Source organism: Streptomyces sp. NPDC024017 (assembly GCF_040638895.1).
Taxonomy (GTDB): domain Bacteria; phylum Actinomycetota; class Actinomycetes; order Streptomycetales; family Streptomycetaceae; genus Streptomyces.
Window position 1 is genome coordinate 239,287 of the sequence record NZ_JBEZYZ010000005.1, and the last position, 20,624, is coordinate 259,910.

Consider the following 20,624-nt stretch of genomic DNA (forward strand, 5'->3'; position numbering starts at 1 on the left):
ACGGCGCTGCACCCCCGGGCTCACCGGCCCAGATACTTCGGCTTCTCCTTGTTGACGAAGGCCTGCACCGCGATCGCGTGATCCTCGGAGGAACCGGCCCGGGTCTGGAGCTCGTCCTCCTTCTCCAGGGCCTCCTCCAAGGAGTGCGTCAGCCCGTACGCCACCGACTCCTTCAGCGCCGCGAGCGCCACCGTCGGCCCCTCGGCCAGCGTCCGCGCCACCTTCTCGGCCTCCGCCCGCAGCTCACCGGCAGGCACCAGCCGGTTGGCGATGCCGAGCTCGTACGCCTCCTGTGCGCCGATGCTCCGCGGGAAAAGCAGCAGGTCGGCGGCCCGTCCCGGTCCGACCACCCGCGGCAGCGTCCAGGAGATCCCCGAGTCCGCGGTCAGGGCGACCCCGGCGAACGAGGTGTTGAACGCCGCCGTGTCCGCCACGATCCGGTAGTCCGCCGCGAGTGCGAAGCCGAAGCCCGCCCCGGCCGCCACCCCGTTCACGGCGGCGACGACCGGCTTCGCCGCCCCGGCCAGCGCGCGCACGATCGGGTTGTAGTGCTCCCGCACCGTGCTCATGGTCTGCCCCGACCCGGTCTCCCGGTCCTGGATCAGCAGCCCGATGTGCTCCTTGAGGTCCTGCCCGACGCAGAACGCCCGGTCACCGGCGGCGGTCAGCAGCACCGCCCGCACGGCGGCGTCCTCCGCCGCGGACCGGACCGCCTCCCGCAGGGCGACCTTGGCCTCCACGTTCAGCGCGTTCATCGCCTCCGGGCGGTTCAGCGTGATCGTCGCGAGTCCGTCGCTCACCTCGTAGAGCACGGTGTCGGTCATGGCGTATCCCCTCCGAGTCGCGGATCGGGGGCGTACCGGCCGGTACGTCCCGGGTCTGCAGGACAGCATGACGGAGATCGCCGACGGGGAACCGGACCGGACGTGTGACCTGCGTCAAAGAATTCTCGTCCGGATTGGTTCGGTGGATGTGTGTGCGGTGGCGGAGTATCGCAGTCTCATCGCCGAATTGAGTGGTTTTGCTCGCGTGCGTTGCCCAAGCGATGCCGACTGATGTTGGTCATCGGGTCCTGAGATGCGGGATAATGGCTTGGAAGCAATGTGTTCGATGCCGGTGTCGCGTGTCCTGCCACAAGGGCCGCACGTGTGCCCTTCTCAGGGGCCGTCGGCTTTGACGATGAGCTGGGTTTCAGGAAGGGGAACGAGCATGGCGGCCATGAAGCCGCGAACGGGTGATGGCCCGCTCGAGGTGACCAAGGAGGGGCGGGGCATCGTCATGCGCGTTCCGCTCGAAGGCGGCGGTCGGCTCGTCGTCGAGCTGACCCCTGACGAGGCCGACGCGCTCGGCGACGCCCTCAAGAAGGTCGTCGGCTGACGCGCAAGCGACCATACCCCTTCAGTTGCCCCGGCATCATCTGTGATGCCGGGGCTGCTGTTTTCTCACCGATGACACTCGCCTGCCCCGGCTCCCGCTCCGCTAACGTGCGACCCGGCTAGCGTTTCACCGCGCACAGCAGCCCGTCGCCGACCGGCAGCAGAGACGGCACCAGCTCCTGGCTCTCGCGCACCGCGCGCAGCAGCTCCCGCAGCCGCAGCACTTCCGTGGGCTGCGGACCGGAGTCCACCGTCCGGCCGTTCGCGAAGGCGCCCTCGAAGACCACCAGCCCGCCGGTGCGCAGCAGACGCAACGATTCAGCGAGGTAGTCCATGACCTCCAGCCGATCACCGTCGCAGAAGACGAGGTCGTAACCGGCGTCCGCGAGGCGGGGCAGCACGTCCAGGGCGCGGCCCGGGATGAAGCGGGCCCGGTTGCTGGCGAAGCCGGAGGCGCGGAAGGCCTGGCGGGCGAACTGCTGGTGCTCGGGCTCGGGGTCCACGGTCGTCAGGACACCGTCGGGCCGCATACCGTGCAGGAGGTGGATCCCGGAGACACCGCAGCCGGTCCCGATCTCCGCGACGGCCTTCGCGTCGACCGACGCGGCCAGCAACCGCAGCGCGGCGCCCGTGCCGGGCGTCACCGAGCGCAGCCCTGCCTCACGGGCCCGGTCCCGGGCCCAGTGCAGCGCTTCGTCCTCGGCGACATAGGCGTCGGCGAACGCCCAGCTCGTCTGCCGGTTGCCGGTAATGACCCTCTCCTGTCCCCGTGAATGCCTGGGCGTGACTGTATCCGTTGGGCACGGGAACCCGCAGATGGGACCGGTCGTTTAAAGGGATGAGCAAGTGGCGCGGGTCGGGACGGGGGGCGGGCGGTGGATCAGGACGCCGAGCAAGTGCCAACGCAGCAGTACGAGGCGTATCAGCCCAGATCAAATTCTCGTAAAACCGCTTATCCGGTCCTAACGGGCGAGGTGGCTATGGTAGGGGCTCCACTGGACACCACCAGAGCTGACAGGGGAGGTGCGGCTGCGCCTGTGGATCGCGCAGGAGTGCTCAGGCGCTTCCTCGGATCGGCGGGCAGGCCGACATCTGTGAACGACACCGCTGCTGACCACAGTCACGCCGCTGACTTCGCCCAGACCGCGACCTTCACCACCGACGCGGACGGGCAGGCGTGGACTCCGCCCACGTGGGAGGAGATCGTCAGCACGCACAGCGGCCGGGTCTACCGGCTCGCCTACCGCCTGACCGGCAACCAGCACGACGCGGAGGACCTCACGCAGGAGGTCTTCGTCCGCGTCTTCCGCTCCTTGTCGACCTACACGCCGGGCACCTTCGAGGGCTGGCTGCACCGCATCACCACGAACCTGTTCCTGGACATGGTCCGCCGCAAGCAGCGCATCCGCTTCGACGCGCTCGGCGAGGACGCGGCCGAGCGGCTGCCCAGCAAGGAGCCCTCGCCGCAGCAGGTCTTCAACGACGCGCACTTCGACGCGGACGTCCAGCAGGCCCTCGACACCCTGGCCCCGGAGTTCCGCGCCGCGGTCGTCCTGTGCGACATCGAAGGGCTGTCGTACGAGGAGATCGCCGCGACCCTCGGCGTCAAGCTGGGCACGGTCCGCTCGCGGATCCACCGTGGCCGCTCCCAGCTGCGCAAGGCCCTCGCGCACCGCTCACCGGAGGCGCGTGCCGAGCGCCGCTCCTTCGTGCCCCGTGTTCCCGCCCTGGGAGGAGGGGGCGCGAGCGCGTGAGCGGATCTCGGCCGAAAGCTTCCGAGGGGCACCTCGCAGAGCAGCATCTGGGAGACCGACTCTCCGCCCTGGTGGACGGAGAGCTCGGTCATGACGCGCGTGAGCGCGTACTGGCGCATGTGGCCACCTGCCCGAAGTGCAAGGCGGAGGTGGACGCCCAGCGCCGGCTGAAGAACGTCTTCGCGGAGGCGGCCCCGCCGCCCCCCTCCGAGAGCTTCCTGGCCCGCCTGCAGGGACTACCCGCGGGCGGCAGCCCGGACGGTGATGTCACACCGCCGGGCGGAGGAGGGCTGCCCGGAGGTCTGTCCGGACGGTTCGGATCGTCCGGGGCCTTCGGCGTGAAGCGCGGCGAGCGGTTCGAGTTCGGGTACGCCCCGGCCCGGCCGCACCTGCCCGTGCTGCCCGCGTCCCCGGGAAACCGGAGCCTCCCGTCCGACCCCAGCGGCCTGCCCGCCGGCCACCGGGGCCTTCCCCCGGAGAGGGGCTTCCGCATTCACGACGTCGGCCGGCACGACAGCGACCGGTCCTCCTCGCGGCTGCGGTTCGCGTTCGTGGCCGCCGGTGCCGTGTCCCTGGCCGCGATCGCCCTGGGCGGCGTCACCACCGGCAGCTCGACCGACACGGATGCCCGCGGCGGCCAGGGCACGGGGAGCAACGTGACCCCGATGCGCCCCCAGGGCTCCGGCGCCGCGACACCGCCCGAATCCCAGCGCCGCCGGACCGCGCCGCTGCTCGGTCAGGTACACGGCCAGAACATGTTCGGCCACACCCCGGCCGCCCCGACCGAGGTCTCCGCCCCGCTGCTGCCCGGCGTACCGCCCGCCGCCCGGCACCAGGCGCTGCATGCCCTGACCGCCCCGGTGGTGGCCGGTGCCGCCGTCATGTCCCCGCTGATACGTCCGCTCGAGGCGGCCACGCCGGCCGCCCTGACCTCGTGGTCCGCGGTCCCCGAGATCACGGCCCCCCTGTTCGCCGTGCCCCTCGCGGACCCGGCCTCGTCCCCCTCTTCCCCGACCTCCTCGCGCACGGCTCACTGACCGGCCTCTGCGCAGCGGCCCGCGAACCTGATTGAATCCGGGGGTTGTCGCCCGCCGCCGAGGTGTGGCCGGGCGCCGATTCGACGAACTGCGGCCACCGCGACGAGCCGTGCCGCGGCTGTGGGGAGAGCATGAACGAGGGGAAGCCCACGAAGGCGAAGTGGTGGAGCCGTCCACGGCCGCAGGACCTTGCGGGGGAGCCGGAGGGTGCGGACCGGGCCGTGGCGCAGGACCCGGGCGCGAACGGGGCGCACGGGCCGGTGACGGCCCCTGCCGACCTGACCGGCACCGACGGGGACTTCGAGCTGGCACGTCCTGCGGTCCGGCACGATGAAGACGGCGACTACGAGTTGAGGCGTCCCGAGGCGGCTCCGGTCCAGGGCGCAGGGGCGCCCGGGGCAGTGGAGCCCGGCGACGGCGCCCCGGCTCAGGCCATGACCCAGGGCGCCGAGGAGGCCGCTGCCACGGTCCCCGCCGCCCGGCAGGAAGGCCAGGACGTCCCCGTCGCCTCCGCCGCACCCGCCGTGCCGGCCGAGGGCGCTCCCAGGCCGCTGCACGACCCCGACCCCTACAGCACCCCGCCCTACGGCGAACCCGGCCCCTGGGCGCCCGCGCCGCCCGTCCAGCACCCGGCGACGACCCCCGCGCAGGGTGTGGCGATACCGGGCCCGCCGACCATGCCGGGCACCCCGGCCGTCCCGTCGCCGCACGGCGCACCGCCTGCGCAGGCTCCCGGCGGCCCCGCGCCTGCCGCTCATGCTCCGGCCGAGATGCCGGCCCCCGGCACCCCCGCGCCCCTGCCGGCCGCGCCGGTCTACGCCGAACCTGCAGCACCTGCCCTCACCCCTGCCCCCGACCCCTGGCAGCGCTACGACCCCTGGGCGGCTCCCGCGTCCGCCGGCGGGCACGGCCCTCTCCAGCAGAACGGCGCCGCCGTGCTCAGCACGGAGCAGCGGCGCAAGCGGGGCAAGAAGTCCCTGGTGCTCGGTGCCGTGCTGCTCGCGCTCGTGTCCGGGGGCTTCGGCGGCGCCGTGGGGACGTATCTGGAGCGCAACGGGGGCGTCGGGACCCTCGAGCTGCCGCAGGCCGGGAGGGAGGCCTCCGCGCGGGACGCGGACAGTGTGGCCGGGATCGCCGGGCGGGCCCTGCCCAGCGTGGTCACCCTGCATGTCAGCGGCGGGGGCGAGCAGGGCACGGGCACCGGCTTCGTGCTCGACACCCGCGGCCACATCCTCACCAACAACCACGTCGTGCAGCCCGCCGGATCGGGTGGCGAGATCACCGTGACCTTCAACGGCGGGCAGACCGCCCAGGCCGAGGTCGTCGGCCGGGACAGCGGCTACGACCTCGCCGTCGTCAAAGTGAAGGGCGTCAGCGGACTCACCCCGCTGCCCCTCGGCAACTCGGACAACGTGCAGGTCGGCGACCCGGTCGTGGCCATCGGCGCCCCCTTCGACCTGGCCGGGACGGTCACCTCCGGCATCATCAGCGCCAAGCAGCGGCCCATCACGGCCGGCGGCGAGAAGGGCGACGGCAGCGACGTGTCGTACGTCGACGCGCTGCAGACCGACGCGCCCATCAACCCCGGCAACTCCGGCGGGCCGCTGCTGGACGCCCGGGCCCGGGTCATCGGCATCAACTCGGCCATCCGCTCGGCGGACAGCGGCTCCACGCAGGACAGCGGCCGGTCCGGTTCGATAGGCCTCGGCTTCGCCATACCCATCAACCAGGGCAAACGTGTGGCCGAAGAGCTGATCAACACCGGGAAGGCGACCCATCCGGTCATCGGCATCACCCTGGACATGGACTACACGGGCGACGGCGCCCGCGTCGCCGCCGAGGGCAGCGAGGGCGGAGCGCCGGTCACCGCGGGCGGCCCGGGCGCCGAGGCCGGGATCAAGGCGGGCGACGTCATCACCGAGGTCGACGGCCAACGGGTGCACTCCGGCGAGGAACTGATCGTCAAGACCCGGGCGCACCGTCCCGGCGACCGGCTGGAACTGACCGTCGAGCGCGGCGGCAAGGAGCGGAAGGTCTCGCTCGTCCTCGGCTCGGCCGGTGGCTGAGGCATGCGGTCCGTGACCCGCGGAGACGTCTCATCGGCCCGCACAAGGGACCAACGAGGCAAACAATCGGGAAAGCGCTCCCACCTCCCGCACTCGGAGGTCCCGGGACAGTACCGGTCGGACAGGATCGCCGGGTACCGTGGATCCGGCCCGGACCACGGCAAGACCCGCACCGACCACGAGGGCCGAGGACCGAGGACATCGCTAGGAGCTTCAGGTGTTCAATGACATAGGACCACTCGAGCTGGTGACGCTCATCGTCCTTGCCGTGCTCGTCTTCGGTCCGGACAAGCTCCCCAAGGTCATCCAGGACGTGACACGCACGATCCGGAAGATCCGTGAGTTCTCGGAGAGCGCCAAGAACGACATCCGGGAGGAACTCGGCCCGGAGTTCAAGGACTTCGAGTTCGAGGACCTCAACCCCAAGACGTTCATCCGCAAGCAGCTGGACAACGAGGACCTGGGGCTCAAGGAGATCCGCAACGGCTTCGACCTGAAGAAGGAGATGGCCGAGGTCACCGACGCCGTCCACAGCCGTGACTCCGACACGTCCTCCGCGTCGTCCGCCGGCGCCGCCGGGTCGTCCGGTGGCCGTATCGACATGACGAAGAAGCCGGAGACGCCCGACCCGGACGACCGGCCGCCGTTCGACGCGGACGCCACCTGAGCGACACGCCCAGGGGCGCACGCCCCCGGGCGCGTGACGCGTTTCATACTCCGGTCGGGCTGTGTAAGGCCTGAACCGGGCGCCCGTGCGGCCCACGCGCCGGGCGGTTTCCCTGCTGCTCGCAGCGGTGTGGCTATGCTGCCGAGTTGTTGTGCGGACCGTGACGAGTACGCCCGAAGGGGGGCGGGCCGTTCCGGTCCGACTAGAGCGAGGAGGCGTCCGGGCACATGGAGACGACGAGTCGGGCAGTCGCGCAGACGCCGGCCGCGGAGGGTGGACAACAGCGCCCCTCCGCCCGGCGTACGGTCGACGGCTACCTGCGTGCGCCCTTCCCGTGGTACGGCCTCGACGAGGCCTTCACGGGGCCGCGCTGGCTGATGCAGGTCGGTACGACGGCCGACGGGGCCGTGGAACACGGGTCCATCGGGCACGGGGACGAACCCACGGTGCGCAACGAGCATGCCGCCGGGGGCGATCAGGAGGCCAAGGAGAAGTTCGCGGTCGTCGTGACCGTGGCGGCGAACCCCTCACGGCGCACGGCGGACGGCACGGGGCTGCTGGAGGCCACGTCGGTCTCCTCCGCGGCGTGGCTCGCGGGTGTGGGACTGCTGTCCTTCACCTGGCCCGGGTCGATGGACCACACGCTGCGGGACGACTGGCTGGAGCAGCAGACCGAGACGGCGTGGGTGCTGGCGGACGACCTGGACGGGGCCGACTGGTCGACGCTGTCGCTTCCCGTGGACGGGGTGCCGACGACGTTCCACTACCGGGAGTCCGAGTTCGGCTGGGTGCTGGCCGGTTCCACCTCGGCAGGGGTGCACGTCGGGGCGTACGGCAGGGGCATGAGTGCGTACGGGCTCGGCTTCGCCGTGGTGAAGGACATCGCCGCTTACGCGTGACGCGAGGGGCGCCGGGTTGTTTTCGGCGCCCCCACGGTTCTCGTGCGCGGGCGGCTGCGGGCCGCCGGTGGCTGGTCGCGCAGTTCCCCGCGCCCCTGGGGGGCGCTGCCCCCCTAGGGCGTTCTGATCAGAACTTGTTCCTCGGGGTGATCCCCAGCGACAGACCCGACAGGCCGCGCTGGCGGCCGCCCAGCTTGCCCGCGATCGCCCGGAGGGCCGAGCCCGCCGGGGAGTCCGGGTCCGTCAGGACGACCGGCTTGCCGTCGTCGCCGCCCTCGCGGAGGCGGACGTCGATGGGGATGCTGCCGAGGACCGGGACGTTCGTGCCGGTCGTGCGGGTCAGGCCGTCGGCGACCGTCTGACCGCCGCCGGTGCCGAAGACGTCGACCATCTCGTCACAGTGCGGGCAGGGCAGGCCGGACATGTTCTCGACCACGCCGACGATCTTCTGGTGCGTCTGGACGGCGATGGAGCCCGCGCGCTCGGCGACCTCGGCCGCCGCCTGCTGCGGGGTCGTCACGACCAGGATCTCGGCGTTCGGGACCAGCTGGGCGACGGAGATCGCGATGTCGCCGGTGCCGGGCGGCAGGTCCAGCAGCAGCACGTCCAGGTCGCCCCAGTACACGTCCGCGAGGAACTGCTGGAGGGCGCGGTGCAGCATCGGGCCGCGCCAGACGACCGGGGCGTTGCCCGGGGTGAACATGCCGATCGAGATGACCTTCACGCCGTTCGCGGACGGCGGCATGATCATGTTCTCGACCTGGGTGGGACGGCCGTCGGCGCCCAGCATGCGCGGCACGGAGTGGCCGTAGATGTCGGCGTCGACGACACCGACCTTGAGGCCGTCGGCCGCCATCGCCGCCGCCAGGTTGACCGTCACCGAGGACTTGCCGACGCCGCCCTTGCCGGAGGCGACCGCGTAGACCCGGGTCAGGCTGCCCGGCTTGGCGAAGGGCACCTCGCGCTCGGTCTGGCCGCCGCGCAGGGCGGACGCCAGCTCCTTGCGCTGCTCGTCGCTCATCACGTCGAGCGTGACGTCGACGCGGGTGACCCCCTCGACCGCGGAGACCGCGTCGGTCACGCGCTGCGTGATCGTGTCCCGCATCGGGCAGCCCGAGACCGTGAGGTACACGGTGACCGCGACCGCCCCGTCCGCACCGATCTCCACGGACTTGACCATCCCGAGTTCCGTGATGGGCTTGTGGATCTCGGGGTCGTTCACCGTCGCCAGTGCCTCGCGCACCGCGTCTTCCGTAGCCATAGGACGATGGTACGGCGCCGTACCGGTGCGTAGGAAAGCGTCTCAGCGGTCGTCTGCGTCACGTCCCCTCGACCGTTCCGCCGGGAATACGACGGGGTCGTGACGGTGGCCGTTCTGCCGTTCCTCCATCTCCTTGATCACGTCCTGGAGCTCCGAGCGGATCCAGTCGCGGGTGGCGACCTCGCCCAGACCGATGCGCAGGGCGGCGATCTCGCGGGTCAGGTACTCGGTGTCCGCGATCGACCGCTCGTTCTGCTTGCGGTCCTGCTCCAGGTTGACCCGGTCGCGGTCGTCCTGCCGGTTCTGCGCGAGCAGGATCAGCGGGGCGGCGTAGGAGGCCTGGAGGGACAGCATCAGGGTCAGGAAGATGAACGGGTACTCGTCGAAGCGCAGGGGCCGGGGCGCGAGGCTGTTCCACGCCACCCACAGGATGATGGCGGCCGTCATCCAGACCAGGAACCGTCCGGTGCCGAGGAAGCGCGCGATGCGTTCCGAGAACCGTCCGAAGGCCTCCGGGTCGTACTCGGGCAGGATCCGGTGCCTGGGCACGCCGGGCTGGTCGAGGCGGGCGGCGCGCGGCCGGGAGGCGGCCGTGGCGCCCGTCGGCGTGCGCTCGCGCAGGGTGTCGCGCTCAGGAACCATCGGTCGCCACCTCCTCGTCCAAGTGGAACTCCGTCTCCCGCCAGTCCTCGGGGAGCATGTGGTCGAGTACGTCGTCCACGGTCACCGCGCCCAGCAGCGAGCCGGCCTCGTCGACCACGGGGGCCGCGACCATGTCGTACGTGGCGAAGAAGCCCGCGATGGCCGGCAGCTCCGCCTCGGGGTCGAGGGGCTGCAGGTCGCTGTCCAGGATCGAGCTGACCAGGGAGGGCGGTGGCTCCCGCAGCAGGCGCTGGAAGTGGACCGTGCCCAGGTACTTGCCGGTCGGGGTCTCGTCGGGTGGGCGGCAGACGTAGACCTGGGCCGCCAGGGCGGGGGAGAGGTCTGCGTTGCGGACGCGGGCGAGGGCGTCGGCGACGGTGGCGTCCGGGCGCAGCACGATCGGCTCGGTGGTCATCAGACCGCCCGCCGTTCGGTCCTCGTACGACATCAGGCGCCGCATGTCGGCCGCGTCGCCGGGCTGCATCAGCCGCAGCAGCCGCTCCTGATCGTCCGTGGGCAGCTCGCCCAGCAGGTCGGCGGCGTCGTCCGGGTCCATGGCCTCCAGGACGTCGGCGGCGCGCTCCTCCTTGAGCTTGCCGAGGATCTCGATCTGGTCGTCCTCCGGGAGCTCCTCCAGCACGTCGGCGAGGCGGTCGTCGTCCAGGGCGGCGGCGACCTCGGCCCGGCGCTTGGGGGAGAGGTGGTGCAGGACGTTGGCCAGGTCGGCCGGGCGCAGCTGCTCGAACGTGGCGAGGAGGCTCTCCGCGCCCTGCCCCTGCTCCTCCAGGGAGAAGCCGGTCACGGCGGTCCACTCGACGGTCAGCGCCTCGCCCTTGGCGCGCCGGAAGGCACTTCCCTTCCGGCCCTTGCGGACGAAGACCCGGTCGATCTCCCACTCCCGGCGGGCCGGCAGCTGATGCACCGACAGGTCGAGGACGCTGACCTCCTCGCCCGTCTCGACGAGCGTCACGCGCCGGTCCAGCAGCTCCCCGAAGACCAGCCGCTCGGTGGGCCGCTGCTCGAAGCGCCGGACGTTCAGCACGCCGGTGGTGATGACCTGGCCGGACTGGATGGCCGTGACCCGGGTCATGGGCAGGAAGATGCGGCGGCGGGTGGCGAGTTCGACGACGAGGCCGAGCAGTCTCGGCGGTCGCTGCCCCACCCGCAGCATGACGACCAGATCGCGCACCCGCCCCACCTGGTCGCCGGCGGGGTCGAAGACGGCGATACCGGAGAGGTGCGAGACGAAGATCCGGGGGGCGCCCGCTGCCATGGCCGCGGCTCCTTTTCGTGCGGGGTGGTTCGTGATGCCGTTCTGGGTGGCTGTCTTTGCGTCTGTGTCTTCCGAATTGCCCGCTCGGGTGGGCTTCAGGCTAGCCCGTCCTGATCGGCGACGCGTCGGCGGGCGGTCCGGACGGACTGGCTCCGATCTGCCCGCACGACCCCGGTACCCTGCGGTACGCCGTTCAGGTCTCCCGTCAGAGAGGCAGCCCCACCTGTGACTCCGATTCGCCAGAACCGTGGCCGCAGAGCCGCACTCGCGAGCGCGATGTGCGTGCTGCTCGTGACGGGGACGGTGCTCACCGGCTGCGCGGAGGATCCGAACGAGGGCACCAACGGGGTCGGCAGACTCCCCGCCGCCAAGATCCAGGGCAAGACCCGCTCGGCAGCCGAGTCCGCCGGAGCGGTCCGTGTGCACGGCAACGTCGTCAGCGGCGGGCGGACCTACGCGCTCGACATGCGGCTGAAGGACGACGGCGGCGACGGGTCGGTCACCTCGAAGGGCGCGACCTTCAAGCTGCTGCGCATCGGCGAGCAGCTCTACGTCAAGGCGGACGCCGAGTTCTGGACTCACGGCAGCGGCCAGGGCGGGGGCGGCGAGGCGGACGCGGCGGCGGCCTCCAAGCTCGACGGCAAGTTCGTGAAGGTGCCGCAGGGCGACCCCGCGTACAAGAAGTTCAGCGGTTTCACGGACAAGGGTCTCCTCCTCGACGGTCTGCTGACCCTGCACGGGACGCTCGCGACGGACGGCCACGACGAGGAGGCGGGCGTCCGCACCATCCGCGTCACCGGTGACAAGGGCTCCGGCGGCACCCTGGAGGTCTCCCTCGAGGGCAAGCCGTACCCGCTGCGCCTGGAGCGGGCCGGCGGGGCGGGCACCCTCACCTTCTCCGCTTGGGGTGAGGACTTCTCCCTCAGGAAGCCGGAGAAGAACGAGACGGTGGACTACGGCCGGCAGCTGCCGACGTCGTAGGCCGTCAGGTCCGTTTGCGCTTCTTCAGCAGCAGGCGGGGCAGGCCCGCCGGGACCGGCCGGCGGGTGAGCGCCGGGGACGGCAGGGGCGGCTCGGACAGGGAGCCGTCGGGCAGCGGCGCCGTCGCCCCGGTCGGTTCCAGACGCAGCACCCGGCACTCGCGGGCCCAGCGGCCGGTCATGGCCTCGCCGTCGGGCGCGTTCAGCCGCTTGCCCTTGAGCTCGGCGACCGCCGCGTCCCACGCCTCGGAGCCCGGCGCGAGCTGGGTGACCCGCGCCGTCCAGGTGACCAGCCGGCCGCCCTTGTCCTTGCTGCGGACCGTCACCTTCGCCTCGGTGCCGTCGGCCAGCCCCGGCAGCGGCTGCTCGCCCGGCCCGTCGCCGACCAGGCACGCGGCACCCTCGTGCCACACGTGCCACAGCGCACGCGCCGGGCCGTCGGGGCCCTGGACCCAGACGAGGCCGGACTTCTTCGTGGCCTCCTCGACGAGGGCCTGGTCGAGCAGCTCGCTTGTCATGGGACCCAGCCTAACCAGGCTGCTCACAGCCACCCGTTCCGCTTCAGTGTGCGGTGGATGCCGAGACAGATGACCACCGTGATGCCCATGATCACCGGGTAGCCGTAGCGCCAGTGCAGCTCCGGCATGTGGTCGAAGTTCATGCCGTACACACCGCACACCATCGTCGGCACGGCGATGATCGCGGCCCACGACGTGATCTTCCGCATGTCCTCGTTCTGGGCGACGGACGCCTGCGCGAGGTTGGCCTGGAGGATGGAGTTCAGCAGCTCGTCGAAGCCGAGGACCTGCTCCTGGACGCGGGCCAGGTGGTCGGCGACGTCCCGGAAGTACTTCTGGATGTCCGGGTCGATCAGCCGCATCGGCCGCTCGCTCAGCAGCTGCATGGGGCGCAGCAGCGGCGACACGGCCCGCTTGAACTCCAGCACCTCGCGCTTGAGTTGGTAGATCCGGCCGGCGTCGGAACCGCGCGGGGCGCCCTTGCGCCCCGGGGAGAACACCTCGGTCTCGACCTCGTCGATGTCGTCCTGCACCGCGTCGGCGACGGCGATGTACCCGTCGACGACGTGGTCGGCGATGGCGTGCAGCACGGCCGAGGGCCCCTTGGCGAGCAGCTCGGGGTCGTCCTGGAGGCGGTGCCTGAGGGCCCGCAGGGAGCCCTGGCCGCCGTGCCGGACGGTGATGAAGAAGTCCCGTCCGGTGAAGCACATGACCTCGCCGGACTCGACGACCTCGCTGTTGGCGTCGAGCTGGTCGTGCTCGACGTAGTGGATGGTCTTGAAGACCGTGAAGAGGGAGTCGTCGTAGCGCTCCAGCTTGGGCCGCTGGTGGGCCTGGACGGCGTCCTCCACGGCCAGCGGGTGCAGCCCGAACTCACCGGCGATGCCGGAGAATTCGGCCTCCGTCGGCTCGTGCAGGCCGATCCACACGAAGCCCCCGTCGCGGCGCACCAGGCGCACCGCCTCCTGCGGGGTCAGGGCGGTCTCGGTCTCGATGCGGCGGCCGTCCCGGTAGACGGCGCAGTCGACGACGGCCGAGGCCGCCGCGGGGCTGCGGGTGGCGTCGTACGTCCCGCCGTCCTTGCGCAGCGACACACGGGACGGACGGACGACTGCGCGCAGGTCGCGGATCATCGACATGGCGGGCTCCTTCGCGGGCGTGCAACGAACGGCGCCGGCGACGGGTGGAACTACCCGGAATGGGGACGTTGTGACTACGAATGTTTGGCACGTCCACAAAGCGGGGAGCACCGCACCGTCGCGGTGGCCGGTTTCGTTACTGATTCAGCTACTGAGGCAGATCAGGCAAAGCGAAACGAAGCGCTCTTCCGCGGTGAAGCGAGTGCGAGAGGTGGCAGCCGGAGAACGAAGCAGCTACATCGGCGGCGCGAAGAGCGTGGTGCTACTGCACGGTCGACTTCGATCCATTGCAGCCCCACCTCCTCCGGCCGGTCCCTCGTAAGGGAGTTCCTTCGGCGTCGGGTGCTTGATCGCGACGCTTCTGCGTGCTGCCCCGAACCACCGGGCAAGAGTAGCAGCCGACACAACTGTCAAGGTGCTGGTTTGCCCGCTACTGGCGAGTTCTATGCTCGCCGCATGGCGAATGTTCTTCCTCTGGTCGAAGCCCGGTTGCGCAGCGCGCTGGGCGAGCCGGACGCGCGCGCGGCGGTCACCTTCCTGGGCACGGACCGCGTCGAGGTGCTCCGCTTCCAGGAGGCCGGCATCGTCCGCTACGCCTCGCTCGGCATGTCCGCGCACCCCATGACGGACCCCACGGCGGTGGTCGCCGACCCGGTCAAGGGGCCGCGCGCCGAGCTGGTCCTCTCGGTCCGTTCCGGGCTCGCCGACACCGACAAGGTGCTCCGGCCGCTCGCCGTGCTCGCGGCGTCTCCGCAGGTGGAGGGCCTGGTCGTGGCTCCCGGGGCGTCTCTCGACGTCGGTGAGCCGCTGTGGCCGGGCGCCCCGTTCACCTCGGTCCTGGTCGCCGAGCCGGGCGGCCTGGTGGAGGACCTGGAGCTCGACGAGCCCCTCGACCCCGTACGGTTCCTGCCGCTGCTGCCGATGACCCCGAACGAGGCGGCCTGGAAGCGCGTGCACGGCGCGCAGGCGCTGCAGGAGCGGTGGCTGAACCAGGGGACGGACCTCCGGGATCCGTCCCGGAAGTCCGTCCCACTGGAGTGAGGAAGCTCACCAACCCCTGGCCGCGCCGCCTCAGTTGGCGAAGACGGTGACGCCGTCCTCGGTCGCGTGCTTCGGCTCCAGCTCCTCGGCTTCGTGCGTGAGGGCCTTGCGTCGTACGACGACCACGGCCGCGCCCGCGACCGCGGTGACCGCCGCCACCACGAACGGGATGTGGAGGTCGGTCCACTCCTCGATCTTCGGCGCGAAGTACGGAGCGGCCGCCGCCGCGAACCAGCGCACGAAGTTGTAGCCCGCGCTCGCCACCGGCCGGGGCGCGTCCGAGACGCCGAGGGCCAGCTCGGTGTAGACGGTGTTGTTCACGCCGATGAAGGCGCCGGACAGGATCGTGCAGACGACGGCGGTCGTGTGGGAGCCGTAGCCGAGCACCAGCACGTCGGCTGCGAGCAGCACCAGCGAGCCGCCGAGCACCTTCAACGAGCCGAACCGCTTCTGGAGCCGGGGCGCCACGATCACCGAGAAGACGGCGAGCAGCACACCCCAGGCGAAGAACACCGCACCCGACCGGTACGGGCTCATGTTCAGCACGAACGGCGTGAAGGCCAGCACGGTGAAGAACGTGTAGTTGTAGAAGAAGGCCGAGACCGCCGCGGAGGCGAGGCCACCGTGGCCGAGGGCCTTGATCGGGTCCAGCAGCGAGATCTTGCGGGCCGGCTTGGGCTGCTCCTTCAGGAACACGGTGATGCACAGGAAGCCGACGGCCATCAGGAACGCCGTGCCGAAGAACGGGTAGCGCCAGCTGGCGTCCCCGAGCAGGGCGCCCAGCAGCGGGCCGCAGGCCATGCCGAGGCCGAGGGCCGACTCGTACAGCAGGATCGCCGCCGCGCTGCCCCCGGCCGCCGCGCCGACGATGACCGCGAGGGCCGTCGAGACGAACAGCGCGTTGCCGAGGCCCCAGCCGGCCCGGAAGCCGACCAGTTCGCCGACGGAACCGGAGGTGCCCGCGAGCCCGGTGAACACCACGACGAACGCGAGGCCGAGCAGGAGTGTCCTGCGGCCGCCGATCCGGCTGGAGACGAAGCCGGTCACCAGCATCGCGACGGCGGTGATGAGGAAGTACGACGTGAAGAGCAGGGAGACCTGGCTCGCCGTGGCGTCGAGTCCCTGGGCGATGGACGGCAGGATCGGGTCGACGAGCCCGATGCCCATGAAGGCGACGACCGACGCCCCGGCGGTCGCCCACACGGACTTGGGCTGCTTCAGGAGGCCGCCCGCTCCGGCGTCGAAGGGGTCCATTGCTTGCTCCCTTTCCCGAGACAGAGGTAGTTGGTATATACACACACTAAGTTAGCTAGGCTAATTAATGCAAGCTACATCTAGTGTCGGTGGTGAAGGGTTCCGTCCGGATGGGTGATCGTCCTTGACGCGGAGGGGCGGGGGTAGGACCGTGGGGCCCTATGAGGGGCGAACCCAGTTGCCCGAAGTGCGGTGGCCGGGTCAGGGCTCCCGGCCTCTTCTCCGACTCGTGGCAGTGCGATGTGCACGGCACCGTTCATCCGGTGCAGCCCGTGATACCGCCCAGCGTCGACGCCCTCAACGTCGTGGTGCACCGCACCCAGGTGCCGCTGTGGATGCCGTGGCCGCTGCCGGTGGGGTGGCTGTTCACGGGGGTGGCCTGCGCGGGGGACGACCGCACGGGCGGCCGTGCGACCGCCGTCGCCTGCACGGGCCCCGGGCCGCTCGGCGGGATGGGCGAGCTGATCCTGGTGGCCGAGGAGCTCGGGGTCGGGCTCGGGGCGCGGTACGCGGGCATGGACGGTCCGGACCCCGGGCCGCACATGAACGTCGAGAAGCCGCCTCAGGCGAAGGTGCTGGCCGCCGGGCGCCCCACGCCGCTGTGGCATGTGGCCGGGGCGCCGGACGACCGTGCCGTGTTCGCGGGCGAGGCGCTCGGGATGTGGCTGTGGGCGGTCGTGTGGCCCGAGCAGTCCGGGTTGCTGATGTACGACGAGCTGGTGCTGACCGATCTGCGGGACGCGGGGGCCGAGGTCGAGTTGGTGCCGTGCGGCGCCCTGTCGCCGCGCCTGCTGGGCGCCTGAGGGGCGTAGGGGGTCGCGGTGTAGGGGGCGCTTGCCGGGTTCGGGTGTGACATGGGGCGTTGAAAAGCTGGTTATCCTTGAGCAGTCCTGTCGTCCCGCCCGTGTCTGGAGTCCGTGTCGTGCGTATCGATCTGCACACCCACTCCACCGCTTCCGACGGCACGGACTCGCCCGCCGAGCTGGTACGCAAGGCCGCCGTGGCCGGGCTGGACGTCGTCGCGCTCACCGATCACGACACCACCCGTGGGCATGCCGAGGCGATCGCCGCGCTGCCCGAGGGAGTGACGCTGGTCACCGGGGCCGAGCTCTCCTGCCGCATCGACGGGATCAGCATGCACATGCTGGCCTACCTCTTCGACGCCGAGGAGCCGGCGCTGCTCGCCGAGCGGGAGCTGGTCCGGGACGACCGGGTGCCGCGTGCCCAGGGCATGATCGCCAAGCTCCAGGAGCTGGGCGTGCCGGTGACGTGGGAGCAGGTGGCGCGGATCGCCGGTGACGGCTCCGTCGGACGCCCGCACGTGGCGAGCGCGCTCGTCGAGCTGGGTGTCGTGCCGACCGTGAACGACGCCTTCACGCAGGACTGGTTGGCCGACGGCGGCCGGGTCTTCGTGGAGAAGCACGAGACCGACCCCTTCGAGGCGCTCCGGCTGATCAAGGGCGCCGGCGGGGTCGCGGTGTTCGCGCATCCCGGGGCGAGCAAGCGGGGGCTCACCGTGCCGGAGGCCGCCATCGCCGAGATGGCCGCGGCCGGGCTGGACGGCATCGAGGTCGACCACATGGACCACGACGCCGACACGCGGGCGAGGCTGCGGGGGCTGGCGAAGGAGCTCGGGCTTCTCGTGACCGGGTCCTCGGACTACCACGGCAGCCGGAAGACGTGCGTGCTCGGGGAGTACACGACGGATCCCGAGGTCTACGGGGAGATCACGCGGCGGGCCTTCGGGGCGTTTCCCGTACCGGGGGCCGGCGGAGCCGTCTGAGTTCTCGCTCCTCTGCGTCCGTCTCCTTCCTTTTCTCCTTCTCTCACCCGGCGCTGCCCGCTGCGCCCAGGCGTTCCGCCCTGCGCACCGCCTGCCCGCGGCGGCAGCCCCCTGCGCAAGGCTCACTCATGTTCGACGTCGCCGTCTTCGGCTCCCTGTTCCTGACCCTCTTCGTCATCATGGATCCCCCGGGGATCACACCGATCTTCCTCGCGCTCACCGCCGGCCGGCCCGGCAAGGTGCAGAAGCGGATGGCCTTCCAGGCCGTCTGTGTCGCCGGTGGCGTGATCACCGTGTTCGGACTCCTCGGGCACCAGATCCTGAACTATCTGCACGTCTCCGTGCCCGCGCTGATGATCGCGGGCGGTCTGCTGCTTCTGCTGATCGCGCTGGATCTGCTCACCGGCAAGACCGACGAGCCCAAGCAGACCAAGGACGTGAACGTCGCCCTCGTGCCGCTGGGCATGCCGCTGCTGGCCGGACCCGGCGCGATCGTGTCGGTCATCCTCGCCGTGCAGAAGGCCCACAGCGTCGCGACGCAGGTGTCCGTGTGGACGGCGATCCTCGCCATCCACGTCGTGCTGTGGATGGTGATGCGCTACTCGCTGGTGATCATCCGGATCATCAAGGACGGCGGTGTGGTCCTGGTGACCCGGCTCGCCGGCATGATGCTCTCCGCGATCGCCGTGCAGCAGATCATCAACGGCGTCACGCAGGTGATCCAGGGGAGCTGAGGGCCCGCGTCAGGCCGGGAGGGGCAGGACGCTGCGGATCTCCCGGGCCGGTCCCGGATGGCCGAGGTACTCGTCGATCTTGTGCGCGCGATCGCGGCCGTTGGAGACGGCCAGCTGGGTGAGCTTCCCCCACCGCTCGTCCTCCAGGGGGCAGCCGATGGCCACCGCGTCGGTGGGGCACCAGACGTTCACCCAGTCACGCACCCTGGGCGGCTGGTGCGGGCCGCGGCTGAGGAGCCGTTCGTTGACGCCGTCCAGGCCGAGCGGGCTGCCCGCGGTGACCAGCAGGACGGGGTCGAGGCCGTCGGGGAGCCGGGCCAGGAGGTCCATGCCCACGACCGTGCCCAGGCTGTGCGTGACCAGCACCAGCTCGCCGCTGGTCGGCATCGTCTCCATGACGCTGTCCAGCACCGACTGCCGCACGGCGCTGTCGCCGAGGTACAGGTCGACGTCCCGCAGGAACGTGGCGATGGTCCACTCGTCCAGGTCCGACCTGGCGGCCAGCCAGCTCAGCGGCCGGTGCAGCGCCCCCACCAGGCCCGCACCGAAGCCCTCCGTGGTCGCCGGCCCGTTCTGCGGCATGCCGGCCCGGGCGGCCGCCTCGTAGAGCAGTTGCTCGTAGGAGCCCGTGGGCGACTCCGCGGCGAACACCTCGGCGGCAGCGGCGGCGCTCACCCGGTCGAGGCCGATGGGCTCGGCCGTGCTCTCCCTGCCGCTCACGAGGTCGTGCAGTCTCGTGCCGTAGAACGGGAACCACGCGTCCTCCGGGTCGAGCGGGGGCAGGCCCGCGAGGGTGAGTCCGCGGTTCAGGCCGGCCGTCCAGGTGCGGCGGAGATCGTCGGGTTCGTGCTCCTGCTGGTCCCGGCCGTGCAGGAAGACCAGGTGCTGACGACCGCCGAAGGCGGTACCGCGGGCGCGGAGGCCGACCTTCGGTTTCCGGGCCGCGGTCTCGCTCCCGGTCATGGGGACCGTCACCGGGACCGCGGGGACCGACGGGGTCGTGACGCCCGGTACCGCCGCCGTCCTCTCGGGCTGTGCCCCCGGGGCCGGTGTGGGGAAGACCGTCGCGGTGGCCGCGGCCTGGTCCAGGCCGGTGTCCGGGCCCATCTCGGCCAGCAGGGCACGCTGCCCCGGGTCGAGGTTGAGCCCGGCCAGGTGCTTGAGGATCGAGCTGATCCGGACGCCCTCGTTGGCGACCCACTCGATGGCGTCGTCGCCGTCGCCCTGCTGCCAGGGCCGACCGTCCTTGCGCAGAACGCGGCCCTGGTCGTCCTTCTTCGGCACGCCGCTGTGGTGCAGCGCCACGACCTCCCACTGGTCGTTGAAGACGGGGGAGCCGGAGTTCCCCGGTTCCGTGTCGGTCGTGTAGTGGACGAAGTCGTCGAGGCGGACCAGCACCGCGTTGTCGCGCAGGGCGATCTCCTTCAGCCGTCCCAGCGGATGGCCGATGATGTTCACCTTCTCGCCGAGCACCAGTTTGCCGGTCTGCACGCTCAGCCGGTTCCAGCCGAAGATCTCGCCCGGCGCTGGGCCGTCCAGGGTGGGCGCCACCGCCACGAGGGCGAAGTCGAGCCGCCGGTCCGCGGCGAAGAAGGTCCCGGGGTCGAGCTCCATCCGGACGACGGTGTCGGGCAGGTTGTCGGCCGTGACCTGGGCGTTGAACTCCGCGAAGCACTGGCGGGCGAAGCTTGCGTCGGGCAGGACGTGGTGGTTGGTCATCATCAGCCGCGGCGAGACCAGGAAGCCGGTGCCGTGCGGCAGCTCGCGGCCGTGGCGCCGCAGGGTGATCCGGGCGACCGTGGCCCCGGCCCGCACCCCGCGCGGCAGGAAGCTCCAGGCCTGGAGCTCGTTGGACAGGTTGATGATCCGCTCGTTGGCGTCGGGCAGGTCCATGGCCTCGCGGTGGATGTCCGCCACCACCGCCGAGGGCGACAGGCCGCCCCGGTCGAGGATCCGGTCGGCGCGGACGGCGAGTGCGTCCGGGGAGTCCGGGAACCGCACACCGGCCGCCAGCCGGCCCTCGACCCGCTCGCGCTCCGGGGCGGAGTCCTCGTAGCGCCGTGCGGCCTCGTCTGCGGCCTGCTGGTGCAGTTCCTTGTGCGACCGATCCGTCACCGCCATGATCCACCGTCCTGTTCTGGTTCGCGCCGGCCCCCCAGCCAGTACGCCCCCGACCTCGGAGGTCCGCAACAGCGGAGCC

At 71.4% G+C, this 20,624-nt stretch carries 21 protein-coding genes; 12 read left to right on the plus strand and 9 right to left on the minus strand.

Annotated elements, in window-relative coordinates:
• Nucleotides 1-20 precede the first annotated feature (20 nt).
• Nucleotides 21-824 (minus strand): enoyl-CoA hydratase-related protein, encoded by an 804-nt coding sequence (locus AB0G20_RS15310; protein WP_361301561.1) that lies wholly within the window; start codon nucleotides 822-824, stop codon nucleotides 21-23.
• A gap of 67 nt (nucleotides 825-891) precedes the next feature.
• On the opposite strand from AB0G20_RS15310, the gene AB0G20_RS15315 reads away from it, so the two are divergent.
• Both AB0G20_RS15315 and AB0G20_RS15320 read left to right on the plus strand, forming a co-directional pair.
• Complete coding sequence (locus tag AB0G20_RS15315) at nucleotides 892-1,056, plus strand: hypothetical protein (RefSeq protein WP_361301564.1); 165 nt, start codon at nucleotides 892-894, stop codon at nucleotides 1,054-1,056.
• A 153-nt stretch (nucleotides 1,057-1,209) separates the two neighbouring features.
• On the plus strand, nucleotides 1,210-1,377 hold the full coding sequence (locus AB0G20_RS15320; protein ID WP_003966491.1) for a DUF3117 domain-containing protein: 168 nt from the start codon (nucleotides 1,210-1,212) through the stop codon (nucleotides 1,375-1,377).
• A 118-nt stretch (nucleotides 1,378-1,495) separates the two neighbouring features.
• On the opposite strand, the gene AB0G20_RS15325 is transcribed toward AB0G20_RS15320, so the two are convergent.
• Nucleotides 1,496-2,194, minus strand: a complete 699-nt coding sequence (locus AB0G20_RS15325; RefSeq protein WP_269783204.1) for an O-methyltransferase — start codon at nucleotides 2,192-2,194, stop codon at nucleotides 1,496-1,498.
• A gap of 234 nt (nucleotides 2,195-2,428) precedes the next feature.
• Here AB0G20_RS15325 and sigE point away from each other — a divergent pair, with 234 nt between their 5' ends.
• The 5 genes from sigE (at nucleotide 2,429) to AB0G20_RS15350 (ending at nucleotide 7,799) form a co-directional block, all read left to right on the plus strand.
• Nucleotides 2,429-3,130 carry an RNA polymerase sigma factor SigE gene (gene sigE, locus AB0G20_RS15330; protein WP_037667389.1) on the plus strand — a complete coding sequence of 234 codons (702 nt, stop codon included), beginning with the start codon at nucleotides 2,429-2,431 and terminating at the stop codon, nucleotides 3,128-3,130.
• Nucleotides 3,127-4,167, plus strand: a complete 1,041-nt coding sequence (locus tag AB0G20_RS15335) for a zf-HC2 domain-containing protein (protein ID WP_361301567.1) — start codon at nucleotides 3,127-3,129, stop codon at nucleotides 4,165-4,167. Before sigE ends, AB0G20_RS15335 begins: the two co-directional genes overlap by 4 nt.
• Nucleotides 4,168-4,298: 131 nt before the next feature.
• Complete coding sequence (locus AB0G20_RS15340; protein ID WP_361301570.1) at nucleotides 4,299-6,233, plus strand: trypsin-like peptidase domain-containing protein; 1,935 nt, start codon at nucleotides 4,299-4,301, stop codon at nucleotides 6,231-6,233.
• A gap of 217 nt (nucleotides 6,234-6,450) precedes the next feature.
• Entirely contained in the window at nucleotides 6,451-6,900 is a 450-nt protein-coding gene (locus AB0G20_RS15345) for a sec-independent translocase (RefSeq protein WP_344458633.1), read from the plus strand.
• Between the two features lie 227 nt (nucleotides 6,901-7,127).
• Complete coding sequence (locus tag AB0G20_RS15350) at nucleotides 7,128-7,799, plus strand: hypothetical protein (RefSeq protein WP_361301574.1); 672 nt, start codon at nucleotides 7,128-7,130, stop codon at nucleotides 7,797-7,799.
• 127 nt (nucleotides 7,800-7,926) lie between these two features.
• Here the strand turns inward: AB0G20_RS15350 and AB0G20_RS15355 are convergent, their stop codons facing one another.
• From AB0G20_RS15355 to AB0G20_RS15365, 3 genes are read right to left on the minus strand one after another with little or no spacing between them, the layout of a single operon-like run.
• On the minus strand, nucleotides 7,927-9,060 hold the full coding sequence (locus AB0G20_RS15355; protein ID WP_361301577.1) for an Mrp/NBP35 family ATP-binding protein: 1,134 nt from the start codon (nucleotides 9,058-9,060) through the stop codon (nucleotides 7,927-7,929).
• Nucleotides 9,061-9,102: 42 nt separating this feature from the next.
• On the minus strand, nucleotides 9,103-9,702 hold the full coding sequence (locus AB0G20_RS15360) for a DUF1003 domain-containing protein (RefSeq protein ID WP_361301580.1): 600 nt from the start codon (nucleotides 9,700-9,702) through the stop codon (nucleotides 9,103-9,105).
• Nucleotides 9,692-10,975: a CBS domain-containing protein gene (locus tag AB0G20_RS15365; protein ID WP_361301583.1), complete on the minus strand. Its 1,284-nt coding sequence runs from the start codon at nucleotides 10,973-10,975 to the stop codon at nucleotides 9,692-9,694. The genes AB0G20_RS15360 and AB0G20_RS15365 overlap by 11 nt, the downstream gene beginning before the upstream one ends.
• A gap of 225 nt (nucleotides 10,976-11,200) precedes the next feature.
• Between AB0G20_RS15365 and AB0G20_RS15370 the strand changes: the two genes are divergently transcribed.
• A complete protein-coding gene (locus AB0G20_RS15370) occupies nucleotides 11,201-11,956 on the plus strand; it encodes a hypothetical protein (RefSeq protein ID WP_361301586.1) in 756 nt (251 codons plus the stop codon).
• A gap of 4 nt (nucleotides 11,957-11,960) precedes the next feature.
• Here the strand turns inward: AB0G20_RS15370 and AB0G20_RS15375 are convergent, their stop codons facing one another.
• A complete protein-coding gene (locus AB0G20_RS15375) occupies nucleotides 11,961-12,473 on the minus strand; it encodes a hypothetical protein (RefSeq protein WP_361301589.1) in 513 nt (170 codons plus the stop codon).
• Nucleotides 12,474-12,496: 23 nt separating this feature from the next.
• Nucleotides 12,497-13,612, minus strand: a complete 1,116-nt coding sequence (locus AB0G20_RS15380; protein ID WP_361301592.1) for a magnesium and cobalt transport protein CorA — start codon at nucleotides 13,610-13,612, stop codon at nucleotides 12,497-12,499.
• A 456-nt stretch (nucleotides 13,613-14,068) separates the two neighbouring features.
• Here AB0G20_RS15380 and AB0G20_RS15385 point away from each other — a divergent pair, with 456 nt between their 5' ends.
• Nucleotides 14,069-14,653, plus strand: a complete 585-nt coding sequence (locus AB0G20_RS15385; RefSeq protein ID WP_361301595.1) for a suppressor of fused domain protein — start codon at nucleotides 14,069-14,071, stop codon at nucleotides 14,651-14,653.
• 30 nt (nucleotides 14,654-14,683) lie between these two features.
• On the opposite strand, the gene AB0G20_RS15390 is transcribed toward AB0G20_RS15385, so the two are convergent.
• Complete coding sequence (locus AB0G20_RS15390; RefSeq protein WP_361301598.1) at nucleotides 14,684-15,907, minus strand: MFS transporter; 1,224 nt, start codon at nucleotides 15,905-15,907, stop codon at nucleotides 14,684-14,686.
• 161 nt (nucleotides 15,908-16,068) lie between these two features.
• On the opposite strand from AB0G20_RS15390, the gene AB0G20_RS15395 reads away from it, so the two are divergent.
• The 3 genes from AB0G20_RS15395 to AB0G20_RS15405 all read left to right on the plus strand — a co-directional run bounded on the left by AB0G20_RS15395 (nucleotide 16,069) and on the right by AB0G20_RS15405 (nucleotide 18,424).
• Nucleotides 16,069-16,710 carry a DUF6758 family protein gene (locus tag AB0G20_RS15395; RefSeq protein WP_361301601.1) on the plus strand — a complete coding sequence of 214 codons (642 nt, stop codon included), beginning with the start codon at nucleotides 16,069-16,071 and terminating at the stop codon, nucleotides 16,708-16,710.
• 119 nt (nucleotides 16,711-16,829) lie between these two features.
• Nucleotides 16,830-17,690 (plus strand): PHP domain-containing protein, encoded by an 861-nt coding sequence (locus tag AB0G20_RS15400; RefSeq protein ID WP_361301604.1) that lies wholly within the window; start codon nucleotides 16,830-16,832, stop codon nucleotides 17,688-17,690.
• Nucleotides 17,691-17,818: 128 nt separating this feature from the next.
• A complete protein-coding gene (locus AB0G20_RS15405) occupies nucleotides 17,819-18,424 on the plus strand; it encodes a MarC family protein (protein ID WP_361301607.1) in 606 nt (201 codons plus the stop codon).
• A gap of 9 nt (nucleotides 18,425-18,433) precedes the next feature.
• Here AB0G20_RS15405 and AB0G20_RS15410 read toward each other — a convergent pair whose 3' ends face one another.
• Nucleotides 18,434-20,545, minus strand: coding sequence for a serine protease (locus AB0G20_RS15410; protein ID WP_361301610.1), 2,112 nt, complete (start codon nucleotides 20,543-20,545; stop codon nucleotides 18,434-18,436).
• Nucleotides 20,546-20,624 lie beyond the last annotated feature (79 nt).